This window comes from Devosia sp. MC532 (assembly GCF_016461625.1).
GTDB lineage: Bacteria > Pseudomonadota > Alphaproteobacteria > Rhizobiales > Devosiaceae > Devosia.
In genome coordinates this window covers 1-14,733 of record NZ_JAEMNZ010000008.1, presented here as the reverse complement: position 1 = coordinate 14,733, position 14,733 = coordinate 1, and the positions used below count along the sequence as shown (strand labels likewise).

The 14,733-nt window shown below is 55.8% G+C and carries 13 protein-coding genes; 6 read left to right on the top strand and 7 right to left on the bottom strand.

The genetic code is table 11. The features are described from left to right. Positions 1 to 3 precede the first annotated feature (3 nt). The 3 genes from JHC09_RS11135 to JHC09_RS11125 all read right to left on the bottom strand — a co-directional run bounded on the left by JHC09_RS11135 (position 4) and on the right by JHC09_RS11125 (position 5,550). Positions 4 to 1,680 (bottom strand): thiamine pyrophosphate-binding protein, encoded by a 1,677-nt coding sequence (locus JHC09_RS11135; protein WP_199531994.1) that lies wholly within the window; start codon positions 1,678 to 1,680, stop codon positions 4 to 6. 105 nt (positions 1,681 to 1,785) lie between these two features. Continuing rightward, positions 1,786 to 4,749, bottom strand: a complete 2,964-nt coding sequence (locus JHC09_RS11130; protein ID WP_199531993.1) for an FAD-binding and (Fe-S)-binding domain-containing protein — start codon at positions 4,747 to 4,749, stop codon at positions 1,786 to 1,788. A gap of 81 nt (positions 4,750 to 4,830) precedes the next feature. Continuing rightward, the gene (locus tag JHC09_RS11125) at positions 4,831 to 5,550 is read right to left on the bottom strand and encodes a FadR/GntR family transcriptional regulator (RefSeq protein WP_199531992.1); all 720 of its coding nucleotides are present in this window, start codon (positions 5,548 to 5,550) and stop codon (positions 4,831 to 4,833) included. Between the two features lie 180 nt (positions 5,551 to 5,730). Between JHC09_RS11125 and JHC09_RS11120 the strand changes: the two genes are divergently transcribed. Next, complete coding sequence (locus JHC09_RS11120; RefSeq protein WP_199531991.1) at positions 5,731 to 7,050, top strand: MATE family efflux transporter; 1,320 nt, start codon at positions 5,731 to 5,733, stop codon at positions 7,048 to 7,050. A gap of 200 nt (positions 7,051 to 7,250) precedes the next feature. Here JHC09_RS11120 and JHC09_RS11115 read toward each other — a convergent pair whose 3' ends face one another. After that, positions 7,251 to 8,543, bottom strand: coding sequence for a site-specific integrase (locus JHC09_RS11115; RefSeq protein ID WP_349236541.1), 1,293 nt, complete (start codon positions 8,541 to 8,543; stop codon positions 7,251 to 7,253). A gap of 182 nt (positions 8,544 to 8,725) precedes the next feature. Between JHC09_RS11115 and JHC09_RS11110 the strand changes: the two genes are divergently transcribed. The 4 genes from JHC09_RS11110 (at position 8,726) to JHC09_RS11095 (ending at position 12,786) form a co-directional block, all read left to right on the top strand. Continuing rightward, the gene (locus JHC09_RS11110) at positions 8,726 to 8,935 is read left to right on the top strand and encodes a DNA-binding protein (protein ID WP_199531990.1); all 210 of its coding nucleotides are present in this window, start codon (positions 8,726 to 8,728) and stop codon (positions 8,933 to 8,935) included. Between the two features lie 617 nt (positions 8,936 to 9,552). Beyond that, entirely contained in the window at positions 9,553 to 10,362 is an 810-nt protein-coding gene (locus JHC09_RS11105) for a hypothetical protein (RefSeq protein WP_199531989.1), read from the top strand. Positions 10,363 to 10,400: 38 nt separating this feature from the next. Beyond that, positions 10,401 to 10,808 (top strand): hypothetical protein, encoded by a 408-nt coding sequence (locus tag JHC09_RS11100; protein ID WP_199531988.1) that lies wholly within the window; start codon positions 10,401 to 10,403, stop codon positions 10,806 to 10,808. 193 nt (positions 10,809 to 11,001) lie between these two features. Continuing rightward, positions 11,002 to 12,786 (top strand): AAA family ATPase, encoded by a 1,785-nt coding sequence (locus JHC09_RS11095; RefSeq protein WP_199531987.1) that lies wholly within the window; start codon positions 11,002 to 11,004, stop codon positions 12,784 to 12,786. Positions 12,787 to 12,987: 201 nt separating this feature from the next. Here JHC09_RS11095 and JHC09_RS11090 read toward each other — a convergent pair whose 3' ends face one another. Together JHC09_RS11090 and JHC09_RS11085 are read right to left on the bottom strand one after the other, a co-directional pair. Then, entirely contained in the window at positions 12,988 to 13,248 is a 261-nt protein-coding gene (locus JHC09_RS11090) for a hypothetical protein (RefSeq protein WP_199531986.1), read from the bottom strand. A 14-nt stretch (positions 13,249 to 13,262) separates the two neighbouring features. Then, positions 13,263 to 13,943, bottom strand: coding sequence for an AAA family ATPase (locus JHC09_RS11085; RefSeq protein WP_199531985.1), 681 nt, complete (start codon positions 13,941 to 13,943; stop codon positions 13,263 to 13,265). 73 nt (positions 13,944 to 14,016) lie between these two features. Between JHC09_RS11085 and JHC09_RS11080 the strand changes: the two genes are divergently transcribed. Then, positions 14,017 to 14,439 (top strand): MarR family winged helix-turn-helix transcriptional regulator, encoded by a 423-nt coding sequence (locus tag JHC09_RS11080; protein ID WP_199531984.1) that lies wholly within the window; start codon positions 14,017 to 14,019, stop codon positions 14,437 to 14,439. Positions 14,440 to 14,579: 140 nt separating this feature from the next. On the opposite strand, the gene JHC09_RS11075 is transcribed toward JHC09_RS11080, so the two are convergent. Further along, positions 14,580 to 14,733 (bottom strand): integrase core domain-containing protein (locus JHC09_RS11075; RefSeq protein WP_199531983.1); only part of this gene is annotated, 154 nt, incomplete at its 5' end.

The following is a 14,733-nucleotide window of genomic DNA, read 5'->3' as shown; positions in this document are numbered from 1 at the left end:
CACTTAAGCCGTCGCCTTGGCGAGCGACGCAGCGCGAATCTCCGACAGTCGCGCCCGAACAGACACGACATCAGGTTGTATGACCAGATGAAGCACAGTCGGAACATCGCTTGCCAAGGCCTGCTGCAGCGCAGGCGTGAATTCCTCGGTCTTTTTCACCGTTATTCCGAGTGCGCCGAACGAGCGGGCATAAGCGGCGAAATCTGGATTGGTCAATTCCGTCGCCACAACGCGCTCCGGATACTCCCGCTCCTGATGCATGCGGATGGTGCCGTAAATGCCGTTATCAAACACAATAAAGATCGGGTTGAGACCATAGTGCATGGCCGTCGCGATTTCCTGTGAGGTCATCATGAAGCAGCCGTCACCGGCAAAGCAGAAGACCTGACGATCGGGGAAAAGAGACTTCGCCGCGATAGCCGCTGGCACGCCATAGCCCATGGCCCCGCTCAGTGGCGCGATCTGGGTCGGATACTGGCGGAAGAGATAATGACGCTGCAACCAGGCCGTGTAGTTCCCGGCCCCATTGGTGAAGATCGCATCCTCATCGGCCAGAGCACTCAGCTGCTCCATCACCGCACCGAGTTCGAGTTCCGTGCCAAACGCACGCGCTACGCGACCCTTGTCAAATTCCGCACGCCCTGCCTCGGCCCATTCAGCCCAGTCGTTATGCTCAACCACGGGCGCTGCCGAAAGAACATCAAAGAACGCTGCAACATCGGCATTGATCGCTAGATCCGCATGGTGCACGCGACCAAGTTCTTCTGCGCCAGCATGGACATGCACAAGCTTCTGCGTCGGAACGGGTGACGCAATGATCGTGTAACCGGCCGTCGTCATTTCGCCGAGGCGATCCCCCACAACTAGCAGGAAATCAGCCTGGCTCACGCGCGCCTTAAGGTCCGGCGTCACCGATGTACCGAGCTCACCGACATAGAGAGGATGCGCGTTATCGAACCGATCCTGACACCGGAAACCCGCAACCACAGGCAAGCCATAAGCTTCCGCAAACCTCTGTGCCTGCACGCGTGCCTCATCATTCCAGCCAGAGCCCCCCACTACCATCAGTGGTCGCTCCGCTGCACTCAAATCGGCCAAAAGCTGATCAATTGCCCGCGAGGTCGGCGCTGCTGAAACGCGCGCTGGGCGCGGCACATCGGCCACGTCCACGCATTCGGTGAGCACATCTTCCGGCAGCACCACAACCACAGGGCCCTTGCGGCCACTCGTTGCGATTGCAAAGGCGCGCGCCACCACTTCAGGTATCCGCTTGGTGTCGTCGATCTGCTCCACGTGCTTAGCGACTTCGCCAAACATGCGTCTGTAGTCAATTTCCTGGAAAGCCTCACGGCCGATCTGCTCGCGCGAAACATGGCCAATGAACAAAACCATCGGCGTCGAATCTTGGCGCGCCGTATGCAGACCAATGGAGGCATTGGTCGCGCCAGGACCGCGCGTGACAAAGCAAATGCCCGGCTCGCCGGTCAGCTTGCCATACGCTTCAGCCATGTTCGCAGCGCCACCTTCGTGGCGGCAGGCGATGAGAGAGATCTGCTCAGCACTGTCGTAAAATGCGTCGAGCGCACCAAGAAAGCTTTCACCAGGAACGCAATAGCTCACCCTGGCACCGTAAGCGATGAGATGATCAACCAGAATACGGCCGCCAGTACGCACTACCATTCGTCCTGCCCTTCTTTAAAACACTGAGGCATTATCATTGGTTATATGGTTATCGTACAAATGACCCATGTCAAGGCCATGCCCGCCGCGCGTTGAAAACTCCGCTCATGCGCCCCGTGCGCGCAGCCGCTCCAAAATCAGCGAAACCGGGTGCCGCAGACGCGCATCGCTCTCTTTTTTCGCCTGGCAGCGGCACGAAAACCCGGTCGCTACCAGCTCGCCTGCCTCAAGAGAGGGCTCCTCAACGCGAGACCGCCAGCTGAGCCCATAAATCTGCTGCGACAGGCGCCGGTTCTTGGCCTCGTGCCCAAAGGTCCCAGCCATGCCGCAACAGCCCAGACTTTCAGTTTGCGTGGTAATCCCAGCCGCTGCCAACACCTCACCCCACTGCCGCGACGAGGCAGAGAGGTTCGTCGTAGCGGTACAATGATTGGCCAAACGTGCCTTCATCGCCCCCGCATCACGACGCGCATCCGCCAGACGATGAAGGTTCTGCGAGAGAAACTCTTCAATGGTTTTGACATTGACCGCGCCATTGACAATCGGCGCATATTCATCGCGATAGACCAAGGTCATCGCCGGATCGACACCGATCAGCGGCACACCGAGCGCATCGTAAGCGCGCAACCGCGCTGCGGTCCGACGCGCCACGGCGTCAAAACGCTTCAGCAACCCCTTGGCATGCAATGGCTTGCCGTTTTGCACCCGCACAATGAAGGGCCGGAAGCCCAAGCTCTGCAAGAGATCAACCAGATCCAACAACAGCGCTGGCTCAAAAATCGCCACAAAGGCATCGGGGACGATAGCAACGAGATCCTGCCTCTCACGCGGCGACAGGGCCTCGATGTCCGATGGAGCCAAGGCCCCGACCCCACGCTCGGCCAGCTCACTTTTCAGCGGTGTTCTAGGCAAAGAAGGCAGCGCCTCAAGCCCCAAGAGCCGCAAGCCAGATTGCCCCAGTTTGGTATTCGCCATGAGGCGATAAACCGGCGCAACGAGCGGCAGAAGAGGCAAGAACAATTCAATCTCAGCGATCAACCGATCAGCCGGCGTGCGCCAATAGCGCGTATGATATTGTTCGAGAAATCGCGATTTAAACGCGGGAACATCGACCTTAACCGGACAAGTGCCCTTACACGCCTTACACCCAAGGCAGGTGTCGAGCGCCGCCTTTACCTCGTGAGAAAAGTCAGCGCCTTTGCTCATCCGCGCAAACAGTCGCGGACGCCATGACCGAGACCGCGTACCGGATTGAGTGCCCTCCGCCGCCTGCACCAAGCGCAGCCACTCGCGCACCAAAGTCGCGCGACCCTTGGGCGATTGGCGGCGGTCCCGCGTCGCCTTCCAGCTCGGACACATGGGCGCGTCAAATTCGAAGTCGAAGCACGCGCCATTGCCATTGCACGTCAGCGCACGGCTATAGCCATCGCTATGCGCGTGGGCCAAGCCCGCTTCGCGCTCGCCGCGCATCGGCACATCCCCAACATCTGTCAGAGGGCCAAAATTGCTGGCAATCTTTCCCGGATTGAACTGCTCATGCGGATCAAACAGCGCCTTCACGCGCTGGATCGCAGGATAAAGCTCCCCAAAGAACGCGCGCGTATAGGCCCCGCGCACGCCCTTGCCATGCTCGCCCCACAGCACCCCGCCATACTTCTGCGTCAGCGCATAGACACTGTCAGAAATGGCCTGCACCTGCTCGCGCCGCTCGGGCACATAAAGGTCCATGTCCGGGCGGACGTGAATAACGCCACTATCCGCATGTCCAAACATGCCATAGCCAAGCCCGAAACTATCAAGCAGGGCCCGGAATTCCTGAATATAGTCCGCCAGTTGATCGGGCGGCACCGCCGTATCTTCGACAAAGGCAACCGGGGCGCTCGTGCCCGTCACATTGCCCAATATGCCCACTGCGCGTTTCCGCATCGCCCATATATCGGCAATATCGGCGCGCGAATTCGTGGTCGCCAATGACAAATACTGCCCATCGGCCTTAACCGCCTGAACAAGGCGCAACATCTGCTGCTCGAGCCCATCGGCGCTATCGGCGACAAATTCGACCATGCAGGCGCTGCCAAATCGCCCATCGGCACTTGGCCTAAAGAAATGCGCGACTTTCTCACCGGCCGCATCGGTTCGCGCCAGCCCAAGAACGCGCTCATCCACCACCTCGACCGACGCCGCACCAAAACCGAGAAACTTCTTTGTTTCCCGCAGCATGGACACAAAATCCGCATAGACGATGGTCACAAGACCCATATGGTCCGGAATAGGCGTCAACGCCAACTCGGCCTCGGCGATGAGCCCGAGCGTCCCCTCAGAACCGCAGATGACCGAGTTCAAGTCCAGCGAACCATCGGCTTTGCGCAGATGCCCCAGATCATAGCCGGTCACATTGCGATTAAGCTGAGGCACATCGCGCAGCCAGCGCTCAGCAACGTCTCTTTCCAGCGCGTCGAGTTCCTGCGCGAGGTCCAAATCGCCATGCGCGCCCGTATCGAGTACAGACCCATCGCTCAACACCAGTTTGACCGCGCGAACGTGATCTCTGGTTTTTCCATAGAGCACAGATCCCTGCCCCGAGGCGTCCGTGCTGATCATCCCGCCAATCGTCGCCCGATTAGAGGTTGAGAGTTCAGGTGGGAAAAACAGACCGTAAGGCTTGAGCGCCTTTTGCAGCTGATCCTTGACGACGCCGGGCTGAACAATGGCAACGCGACGAACCGGGTCAATCGCCAAGATCTTGTTCATATGCCGAGACATATCAACAATCACCCCATTGCCCAACGACTGACCATTGGTGCCGGTGCCGCCGCCACGAGGCCGCAGGATGATCGCGCGATGCTGTTCCTCGCGCGCAAGGCTGGCGATCAGTTGCAAATCAACAATGCTGCGCGGGTAAGCGACAGCGTCCGGAACGATTTGATAGATCGAGTTGTCCGTCGACTGGACAAGGCGATGGCCTAAGCCTGTTTCCAAATCACCCGAAAATCCCGCAACCCTGAGGTGATCGAGGAAGTTTTGATAGCTCACGGCCATCACATCGGGCGATTTTACAGCTGGTATCATGGGCCCAGCTTTACTTGTACGACGACCCGAGCTCAAGCCCCAGAAAGCAGTGTTTCAGCCTGCATCGTCGTCCGCCCGACGTTAGAGCGCCTGCTGCGCCAACCGCCCTAGCCGCGCCAAGCTCGCTTCGAGATGCTGGCGCATCGCATCACGCGCAGCATTGGCATTGCCATCGTTGATCGCATCAAAAATCTGCTGATGCTCGTTCTGAAGTCGGCTGAGATAGGATGCGTCTTTCACGCCACCAATATTGGTCGCTCGGCGTGGCACGCTATACTGGCCGAGGAAATCCAAGGTTCGAGGGAAATGTGGATTGCCAGATGCTTCCGCGACAGCTTGGTGGAACCGGAAATCTTCCTCAGCACCGTCTTCACCGCGATCAATTGCTGCAGAAATATCGTCCAGAGCCGTGCGCAGGCGTTCTATGCTTTCAGCGCTGGCCCGTGCCGCCGCACGCGCTGCCGCCTCGACCTCGATCGCCAGTCGCAGCTCATTCAAATTGATCAGGTCGCCCACGACTTTCATGTCATTGGGAGAAATCTGCAAAGTCCGGTGATGGGCACCGGCCGACACAAAGGCACCAAGCCCCTGACGCGTCGTCACCACGCCGCTCGCACGCAATTGCGCAACGGCTTCGCGGATCACTGTTCGTGACACGCCCAGTTGCTGCATCATTTCGCGTTCGGTTGGCAGGCGCGCGCCTGGCTGCAAGTTGCCAGTGCGAATATCGGCTAATAGTCGAGTGGTAACTTCCTCGACGAGCGTTGGACTCTTTTCAACACGGCGAGATAACTGACTCACACCACCGGCGCTTCCACCGTTATCTGCCATCCCCGCCCCCAAATTCTTTTGTCCAGCTCGCAAAATACGCGCTCTTGCCCAGCACAGCCAGCGAAAAGAAAACCATAACCCACTATATGGCAAGTTTTTATCAGGTGATATGACCACACGACCAATTTAGCGATTTTGGACTTCGAGCACATGCATGACCGCCGGCAGCCACAAGTCACTGCACGCACGCTCTTGGTCATGGCCGCCCCCGTCATGTTGGCGTCGATGTCGACGCCGCTCGTCGGTGCGGTTGACCTGGCAGTACTCGCGCCCCTTGGCGACACAGCATTGCTCGGCGGCGTCGCCGCCGCCAATATCCTCCTGAACTTCCTCTTTTTTAGCCTCAACTTTCTGCGCTCCTCCACCACAGGCATGACCGCTCAGGCCCTTGGCGCCGGAGACACCAGCGAAGCCCTGGCCGTTCCCCTCCGGGCCATTGTCATCGCCCTCACCTTGGGCCTTCTCGCCATCGGACTGCAGGTTCCCGCTGAGCATCTCGGGCTGGGCCTGATGGGTCTCAGCGACGAGATCCGCGCAGCCGCAGCGACCTATTTCAGCATTCGTGTTTGGTCAGCGCCCATGCTGCTCCTCACCTATTGCTTCACCGGCTGGGTGCTCGGGCGAGGCGAGATGCACAAGGGGTTCGCTCTGCAACTCGTGCTCAACCTGAGCAATATCGCCCTCTCGATCTTTTTCGTCTGGCATCTGGATTGGGGGCTACAAGGCGCGGCCTTTGCCACTGTTTGCGCGGAAACGCTCACCGCACTCTTCGGAGCCGCCCTGCTCACCGCTCAGCTGCGACCAAACTGGCGACGCGCCTTTGCCGCCGTGCCGAACTGGACAGCGGTCCGTCGCATGCTGCTCGTCAATGGCGATATGGTTCTGCGCTCGCTCGCGCTCATTATCGTCTTGGCCTCGTTCACCAGCATCGGCGCCAGTTTCGGGCCCGACGTCATGGCCGCCAATGCCGTGTTGATGACGGTCTTTTATATGTCCGGCGCGGTCATGGATGGCTTGGCGACAGCAACCCAGCAGCTTTCGGGCCGCTTTGTCGGCGGGCGCGATGCGGCGGGCTTTAAAGCCGCCATTGCTCTGGCCGCCAAATTCAGCGCCATAGCGACGGCAATTTATGTCGCTGTTCTGCTCCTTGGCAAAGATGTCCTCATCTCCACCATGTCGCCGAACGAAACGGTGTCCGAGCTTATCTCAACCTATTATTGGTGGACCTTGCTCATCCCGATTGCAGGCCTCCTCGCCTTCCTCATGGATGGTGTTTTTATCGGCGCCAGTTGGTCGCGCGATCTGCGTAATATGATGTTCGCGTCGGCCCTGATCTTCTTCGGCCTCACCGCCACGATCATCCCGCTCTGGCATAACCACGGCCTTTGGATCGCACTCGTCAGCTTTATGGCGTCCCGCGGCCTGCTTCTCGCCATGCGCCTACGCCACCAAATGCAGACCCATTTCTAGGCGCAAAGCCGCACAAACGCCAAAACCGGCATCGCTGGAAACGTTTTGAATTTTGTGAAGGAAAAAATGGTGCCCGGAACCGGAATCGAACCAGTGACACGCGGATTTTCAATCCGCGTAATCCTTAGGATTTCTGCTGCTTACCGAGCTTTTGTTGCACCCATGTTGCACAGAAACCAAATTAACCCCAGCTACCTGCGTCACATTCGCTGGGTCCCCAGCAGAACGCGCTCAGCATGTTCGAGCTCCTCGGGATCATGCTCAACTGGAAACAGATGCGAATAGGTATCGAGCGTAATCCCGATAGTCGCATGCCCCATGCGTTTTTGCAGAAGTTTTGGATTTACACCGAGGCCGCCATCTTCCTTGCGGTTTATGCAGAACGATGCATAGAAATGCCTAAGGGTATGCAGTCCGGTGTATTTCGCACGCCCATCTCTGGCCGCTACAATTTCCGCCTTGAGCATAAGTGGCACCAGCCCCCTATTGATGAGATTGGCTAGGCTCTCAACATTGCCAGCGCCGTTTGGAAAAACGAGGCCCAATCCATCTTCCGTCATCGTTGGTGCTGCTGGACGAGGGCACACCAGCTTCCATCGAGCCAACTCCCGAGCCAACTCTGACGATAAAGGCAAAGTCCTCAAACAGGCAGCAGACTTTGGCACACCAATCACACCATACCGATCAGCGCGCTGACGAACGTGGAGTTGCTGTTTCTTCAGGTCGACGTCTCGCCAAGATAAGCCTCGCAATTCTGATGCCCGAAGGCCCGTAAAAATTGCGGTCATAAAGAATGGCCGCCACTTTTGGTCCGAAACGGCGATAAAGCGTCTAATCTCGTCTGGAGTCGGCACGTCCTTGCCGACTATCAGATTAGGTTTGTTGCGCCTGGCCAGTCGGGAAGCAGCTCCTGAACGATCTCTCTTCACATCGAGAACCACGTTCTGTTGGACTTTCCCTCGTTCCTTAGCATCAGCAATAATTGAACTGAGGCTCGTCAGCACCTTAACGGTGAGGGCACCTGAACGCCCCGCATTTATAAGGGTGTCTTCAAATTCGCGGACTGTTCGGCTGGTTAGTGACGTTAGTCTGCGACTGCCAATGAATGGGGCAATATGAAACTCAAGGTGCTGCCGGTACTGCGCGATTGTACTGAGCTCAAGCCCCTTGCTTTTACTCTTTTCAAGCCACGCAGCGCCGGCTTGAGCGACGGTCTCGGTATTATTGTTCGAGATGAACGTTCCCTCACGGATCATAACTGACGCCTTTTGCAGAAACTCATCCGCATCCCGTTTCAGCTTAAAACTTTGCTGACGCCGTTTACCCTGTTCGTCCTTATAGTCCGCAATCCAAGCAGTTTGCGGCGCCTTGGGGTCTCCCCATGTTCTTTTCCGTACACTCATCTGCTGCCCATTCGACCTTGCTTCGAGCCACACGCGCGTCATGCGATGTGCCTTCAAAAAGTTCGCCAGAAGCAACAACCGAACTGCCACTTGCCAGAACTTCATTATGTGATAATATAATATCATTAGATTAGATTCGCAATGGCAGAGTTGTATACAAGTTGATGTGTTGGAATTCGAAATTTCATGACGAGCGGATACGGGCAGGCCGATGATCTAGATTGATTAGACCAGGGACTTGCTTGCGGCTCATTTCAAGCAAAGGCGTTCAAATGTCCCAAGAAGAGAATTTAGCAACAGATATTGTCTGGAGCATCGATGACATCGCAGCGACGATCAATCGAACCCCGCGGCAAACCAAGCACCTGCTCACCAAGGGACAAATCCCCGGTAAAAAGGTTGGCCACCTATGGACAGCGCGCAAAAGTGAGCTGAACCAATTCTTTCAAAGCGAAAGTATACGCGCTGAAAACCTGCGATAAATCAAAGTTATGCCAAACCACAGAAAACAAAGTGGAACAGGCTCAATCATCTGCGAAGCGCAGCAACAAACTGGTGGCGGAGGACAAGTGTTCTGCTCCGCCGTCAAAGAAACGTAACGCCCATAAGTATCAATCTTTGGTGCAGGGTGCCCTACGGTTAGCCATATCAGCGTGTTTCTAGGTGAAACCAGTATGACGTAGGTTTTGTGGCCTTGCCCCTTCTTGGCTACAAGCAGAGCGACAACCCGCCTCTGCGCCTCGTTATGAAATCTGAGGCAACCGTCACAACGAAAACATAGCTACCCGCTCCACGACAAACACCAACAACACACACGCGCAGACCCGACATTACTAACAAAATCCACAAAAACACAATTTAGTTAAAAAGCAAAACAAGAAATACTGGCTCAGTTCGAAGTATTTCGAACCGAATTAAGTTGAAATTAACAATTATCATTTACACATAGCAAGTATCAGCAATTCCGCTGACAGTGATGCCAAGGTGGTCCTTGTGTAATGCAGGGGTTGGTGGTGGCCCATAAAAGGGCGGCTGCCATAGGTGCTAGAACACCTACAGCAGCCTAGGCATCATTCAATGTCGATGAAGGACATGAAAAATGCATAATAGCAGTTTGAACGGCCGCACCGCGGCCCGCAAGGCCTATTCGTCAGCATCTACAGCACAGACGAATACTCTTCCCCATTTCGAAAATGGCTTCGTGATCCACCAGACGTTATCGCCATCCGATCAAGTGAGAATTCTTGCCGTTGTCGACGAGACCGGTTCAGCTCCCCTCGGGGACATTCTTGCCGTGCTCGAAGGACATCCAGAACCGGTTGAGGCCGTCACCGCCCTTGTTCATGCAGGGACTCTCGAGTTCGGGCAACACCAACTCGTCGACGTAAATACACTCGTCTTTCGTCGTTGTGAGAACCCCAATCCAATTGGCCAGCGCACCCACCACGGAACGCCGACTGCCCCTGTCGCGAACGGACCTGTCGCTGACATCGAGCAAGAGAATGCCAAGTGTTCCTTCTTCGCGCTCGACACACTTGAACTTCGTGCCCAGGTTCATGTCACCACCGATCGGCGCCTCAGGGGAGTGGGGGTCAATCGTCAACTTGAGCAGGCGGGGGTCTATATCAAGATCTTTGGCGACATCGCTTATGTTGGCTGCGGTAGTCGCGTTAAGTCGCGCCTCAATGTGGCACCCAATGGTCTCAACAGGAAACCAGACGAGATCTTTGTCATCACGGACGCCAACAACAGGCTCACCGTCGATGACGCTTATATTCTTGAACGCATTTTGTGGGACCGGATGAAGGCTGCCGGGCACAATCTCATGACCCAAGACACTCCAGATGCCGGCATGTTGGCGACGATCGCTATGAGCAGATCACGCTCTTTGCCATTGAGGCCCTCTTAATCCTGAGACAAGCTGGCATCGCCTTTACGCAAAGCACATTGCGCAAGATGTTCGCTGGCCCTGTTTTCGAGCAAGAAATGCTCGGCAAACGGAGGGACTGGTCTGAGTTGCCACCCGGTGTTGTCTACGAGAGCACCTACAACGAAATGACCGCTTTGGCAGCGGAGCAGAACAACGGAACCTCGCTTCTGTTGCGTGGGTCTGAAATTGCGCTAACCGCCTGCTCTAAATCACCTGCCGCGATCTCATTCCTAAGAGCTTATGGCAACTATAGTGGCATACTCGAGAAGGCCGAGGACGGAAGAAGCTACATCGTCATGCGCGATCTTGTCTTCAAATCCCACCGTCAGCTAGCGCAGTTCTTCTCGGGCCGAAGCAATATCAGCAAGCTCGAATGGACAAGACTGAGCACTCCCGCGGAAGAGCTCGAAGCGCCGGTGCGCTAAACCCCTTCCAGTCGCCAACATCCACAGCACATTAAGGGCGCGGCGAAAGCCGCGGCCCGGGAGTACTCTCATGTCCTTAAGGTCCCTCAACCGCAGTGCGCGGCTACCAAACTTTCACCAATTCGATGACGTCGATTTTCCAGACAATCTGCTCACACCTCTAGGCCGGCGACCAGTTTTAGCCAAAGAGGTGATGGCACGGCTCATGCTTGAGAAGGCTTTGCGCAAAACGAATGCTGACGCATTGAATGCACCTGCGGCATTGATCGTTCTGAGAACTTGCGATGAAGCAGTGGAAAGGGTCATCTGCGAGCACGTCACCGCGATGTATCCTGCAATGCTGGTTGTGCAATGTCACAGCCTGACCCAAGAGGCAGACCGAGCACGCCAAGAAAAGCAAATCTTTGCAGCGCTGCAAACAGGTCAGAGCGTTTGCTGCGTGAGCATAGGTGCAACAAGCGCTGTTCCGGAAAGCCTTTCAACTTTGGCGGATCTGCAGCTCACCATTGAACCCGCAGACTGGCCCATCGTCCGGCAATGCATCCAAGAAGTCACCAGTGAGAAGCTCCCTCAGCTGACCAAACGGGACATTACTGGCTTAGACACCCAAGATCTTTTGAATGCCATCCGGCTAGGTGTTTCGCAAACAGCCGTGATTGCCACGCTTCGCCGTATCCAAGCGAGCAAGAGGCGGCTAACGGCGGCTCCTCAGCGCGGTCCAAAGCTCTCAAACCTTGTTCTGGACCGAAACGTAGAAGCGTGGGCAGAGCAAACAGTGGCAAAACTGAAAGCTTCGAACACGCCCTACCTGCCCTATGCACTGCTCTCTGGTGTGCCTGGAACTGGAAAGACCACCTTAGCTGCAGCACTGGCGACCACGGCCAACTGTACCATTGTCGTCACCTCTGTTGCACAATGGCTGAGCATCGGGAAAGGCAATCTCGGCGACGCCATTCGCGGCGCGCAATCCTTCTTTTCATCGCTTGATATAAACAGCGGGAAAATTGTCGGGCTCATTGACGAGATTGATGCACTCCCCAACCGCATGGCACTCGATGCCAAGGAGGCAAGTTGGTGGGCGCCGCTGGTTACCTTTGTGCTCACGGAAATTGATCGCACCCGTAAGACGTGCCCCGACGTCCTCTTGCTTGGGGCGACCAATCACCCAGAGCGACTCGATCCTGCATTGGTCCGAGCCGGGAGATTGGAACAGCATATCGTTCTTCAACCACCCAATGAGGACACACGCCAACGCCTGTTTCGAGCTTACCTTGGCAGCGGTCTGACAGAGTCAGAACTCTCCACGCTTGCTCGACTGACACCACACGCCAACCAAGCCCAGATCGAAGCTTGGTGCCAACAGGTGCGGCCGGATGCCGAACGCAAACGCTCCAAGCTCAAACTCGCTGATGTACTTGGCGTTGTTTGCTCGCCGAGCCAACGCACAGCTCAGGCTGATCGGGCTATTGCCATCCACGAGGCAGGCCACGCCGTGGTGGCAGCCCATCTCGGCATCCCGGTTTTGGAAGTCTCAGTTTTAGATCTCAACGACAACGGCGGTTGGGTCAAAACCACATTCCGCGACAAGGACCTACTCTCTCGGGAAGGCATCGAAGACCATGTGACCATGCTTTTGGCTGGCAGAGCCGCAGACGAACTGCTTGGCGCCAGGCCAAACGCCGGAGCACGACGGGACCTAGCGCTCGCCACCAAAATGCTCCACTCCGCCCACACAGAACTCGGCTTCTACCGGTCTCTCAAAACTGGGCTCCTCGGTTCAACGGCGGAGGAGCAGCTTGCTCTGTCCATAGAGCTTCAACTGCAGCAACTGAAAGACCGAGCGACCGAGATTTTACGAACCCGCAGCCCGCAGGCTGAGGCACTCGCAGACAAATTGCAGTCACATCGCGTACTTACTGGGTCCGTATTACATGGTGCTCTAGCTTCTGCCGCCCATTCCACGCACCACTCGCTATAAAAATGATAGCGCAAACCTAGCGTGTGGGGGCAGGTAAGACCTTGTCCCCACGGCCATCAGCTAAGCACAACACTCTTTGCCTGGAGGAGAAGCTGGGCGCTCATTTCGAACACTGAAGTAGTCTTCGGCTACCTGCAGTTCGCCAAGCGCCATCCGCTCGAGTGCAAACACATTGGGCACCTGACGCAATAATCTGCTGAACTACTGCCGACCACCTTTGCGTTTTAGGTAGTCATGGAGCCCCTTTGAGAGCTCAAACACACCAAGACGCCCGTCAGCTTTAAAGCCTTGATCGATGTAGCGTGAAACGAGCGCATTGACGGTCAACCCCTCAGCCTGCGCTTGGGCCTTTAAAGCCTGCACCACCGCAGGAGGAAGGCGTAGCCGCAACTCTCGGACTTCGAACTTACCATTGTGCGGTGAAGCAAAGTCGTCAGGACCATCCTCAAAACCATCACTCATGATCGTTCCGCCTTCTACTGGTTAATTGAGTCCAGAATTTCATTCAACAACGTCTGAACTTCGACGTCACAATCTCCATCATCGTGGTACTCAGTCACCCCTAGCCCACGTGCAATAGCGTCAGCATAATCAACGCGCCTCCGGATGGTGGTTTGAAACACGGTCGCCATCGCGCTGTATTTTTGGCGGTAGCGCTGGGTGCGTCGATGATTTTCCTGCAGAACCTGAGTCAGCACAATACCTGTTCGCACATCCGAAGCCCGAGCTTGCCGAAGAATTGCTTCGACAGCCTCGGCGTCCAAGATTGTTGCTTGCGAAGGAATGAGGATGAAATCCGCAAAGCCCCCCGCTGACTTAAAGTCAGGCGTACTGCGCCCCGCAGTATCAACGATGACCACTTTGTACCTAGCCACCCACGCCTTGGAAATTAGTACTGCCAGGTTGTTAAGATTGCCCCCTTTTACGAAAGGCATCGGTTTCTCCCGACGAGACTTCCACTTCAAGCACGACCCTTGTCCACTATCCCCTTCAATATCAGTATCAATAATGACGGTCTTCATACCGCGACTCTGGGCTGCAACGGCGAGATTTATCGCTAGCGTCCTTTTCACGGTTCCACCTTTGGTCGCAGCAACTATAATTACTTTAGGTTTTGAATAGACATGAGTCCCTGAATCTAAGCCATCTACCTCCATCACAACGACCTCCTTCAATATTATGTTATAGTATAATATCAGGGGGGATGTATTCACATGTCAAGAGGAAGTAATGTTTTTCTTTTTCCTAGGCGCTAGGGAGCCGCACGAAAGTCAAGAATTAGAACGATTTTCAGCCGCTCTAGACATAGTGCAGACTCGATATCCAAATATGACTCTTGGGCAATTATCTACACTGTTGCGCGTCGGCATGACCCCTCAAAACGCAGGTGAAAACACCTCCGTTTCGGACATTGTTGCTAAAACAAATGGGCAAAAATACCCAACAGTTGCTCGTCAGCTCGATTTGCTAGGTGAAGGCACCGGTCAGGTCCCAGGCATGGGCCTTATTGAAAAAGAAACCGACCCAAACGACCGGCGTAATCGCTGGGTTGGTATTTCTGAGAAAGGTAAGACGCTGATCTACGAATTGGACTTGATCTTAGCGCCACAAATTCTCGAAAAGTCCGATAGCAATACACAGAGTTATACTTAGGGCCACCGACGCTTCACCCGAGAAAGCTCTCAGACGCTACCGACCCTTGGACCCTTGGACCCTTGGACCCTTGGACACTTGGACCTGACGTGCCCCCAGATCTTGGACCACCCGCCTGGGGCTTTTCTGGGGGTATGCGTTCAGGGATGGCCGGATGCCCCTGACATATTCATGAGCGATATCGGCGGTTTGTTGCCGATGGCGCTGTGTGGGCGGACCTCGTTGTAGTCCTTACGCCATTCCTCCATCTTTGCCCGTGCGTCGTCAAGGCTCAGGAACCAGTGCGCGTTCAGG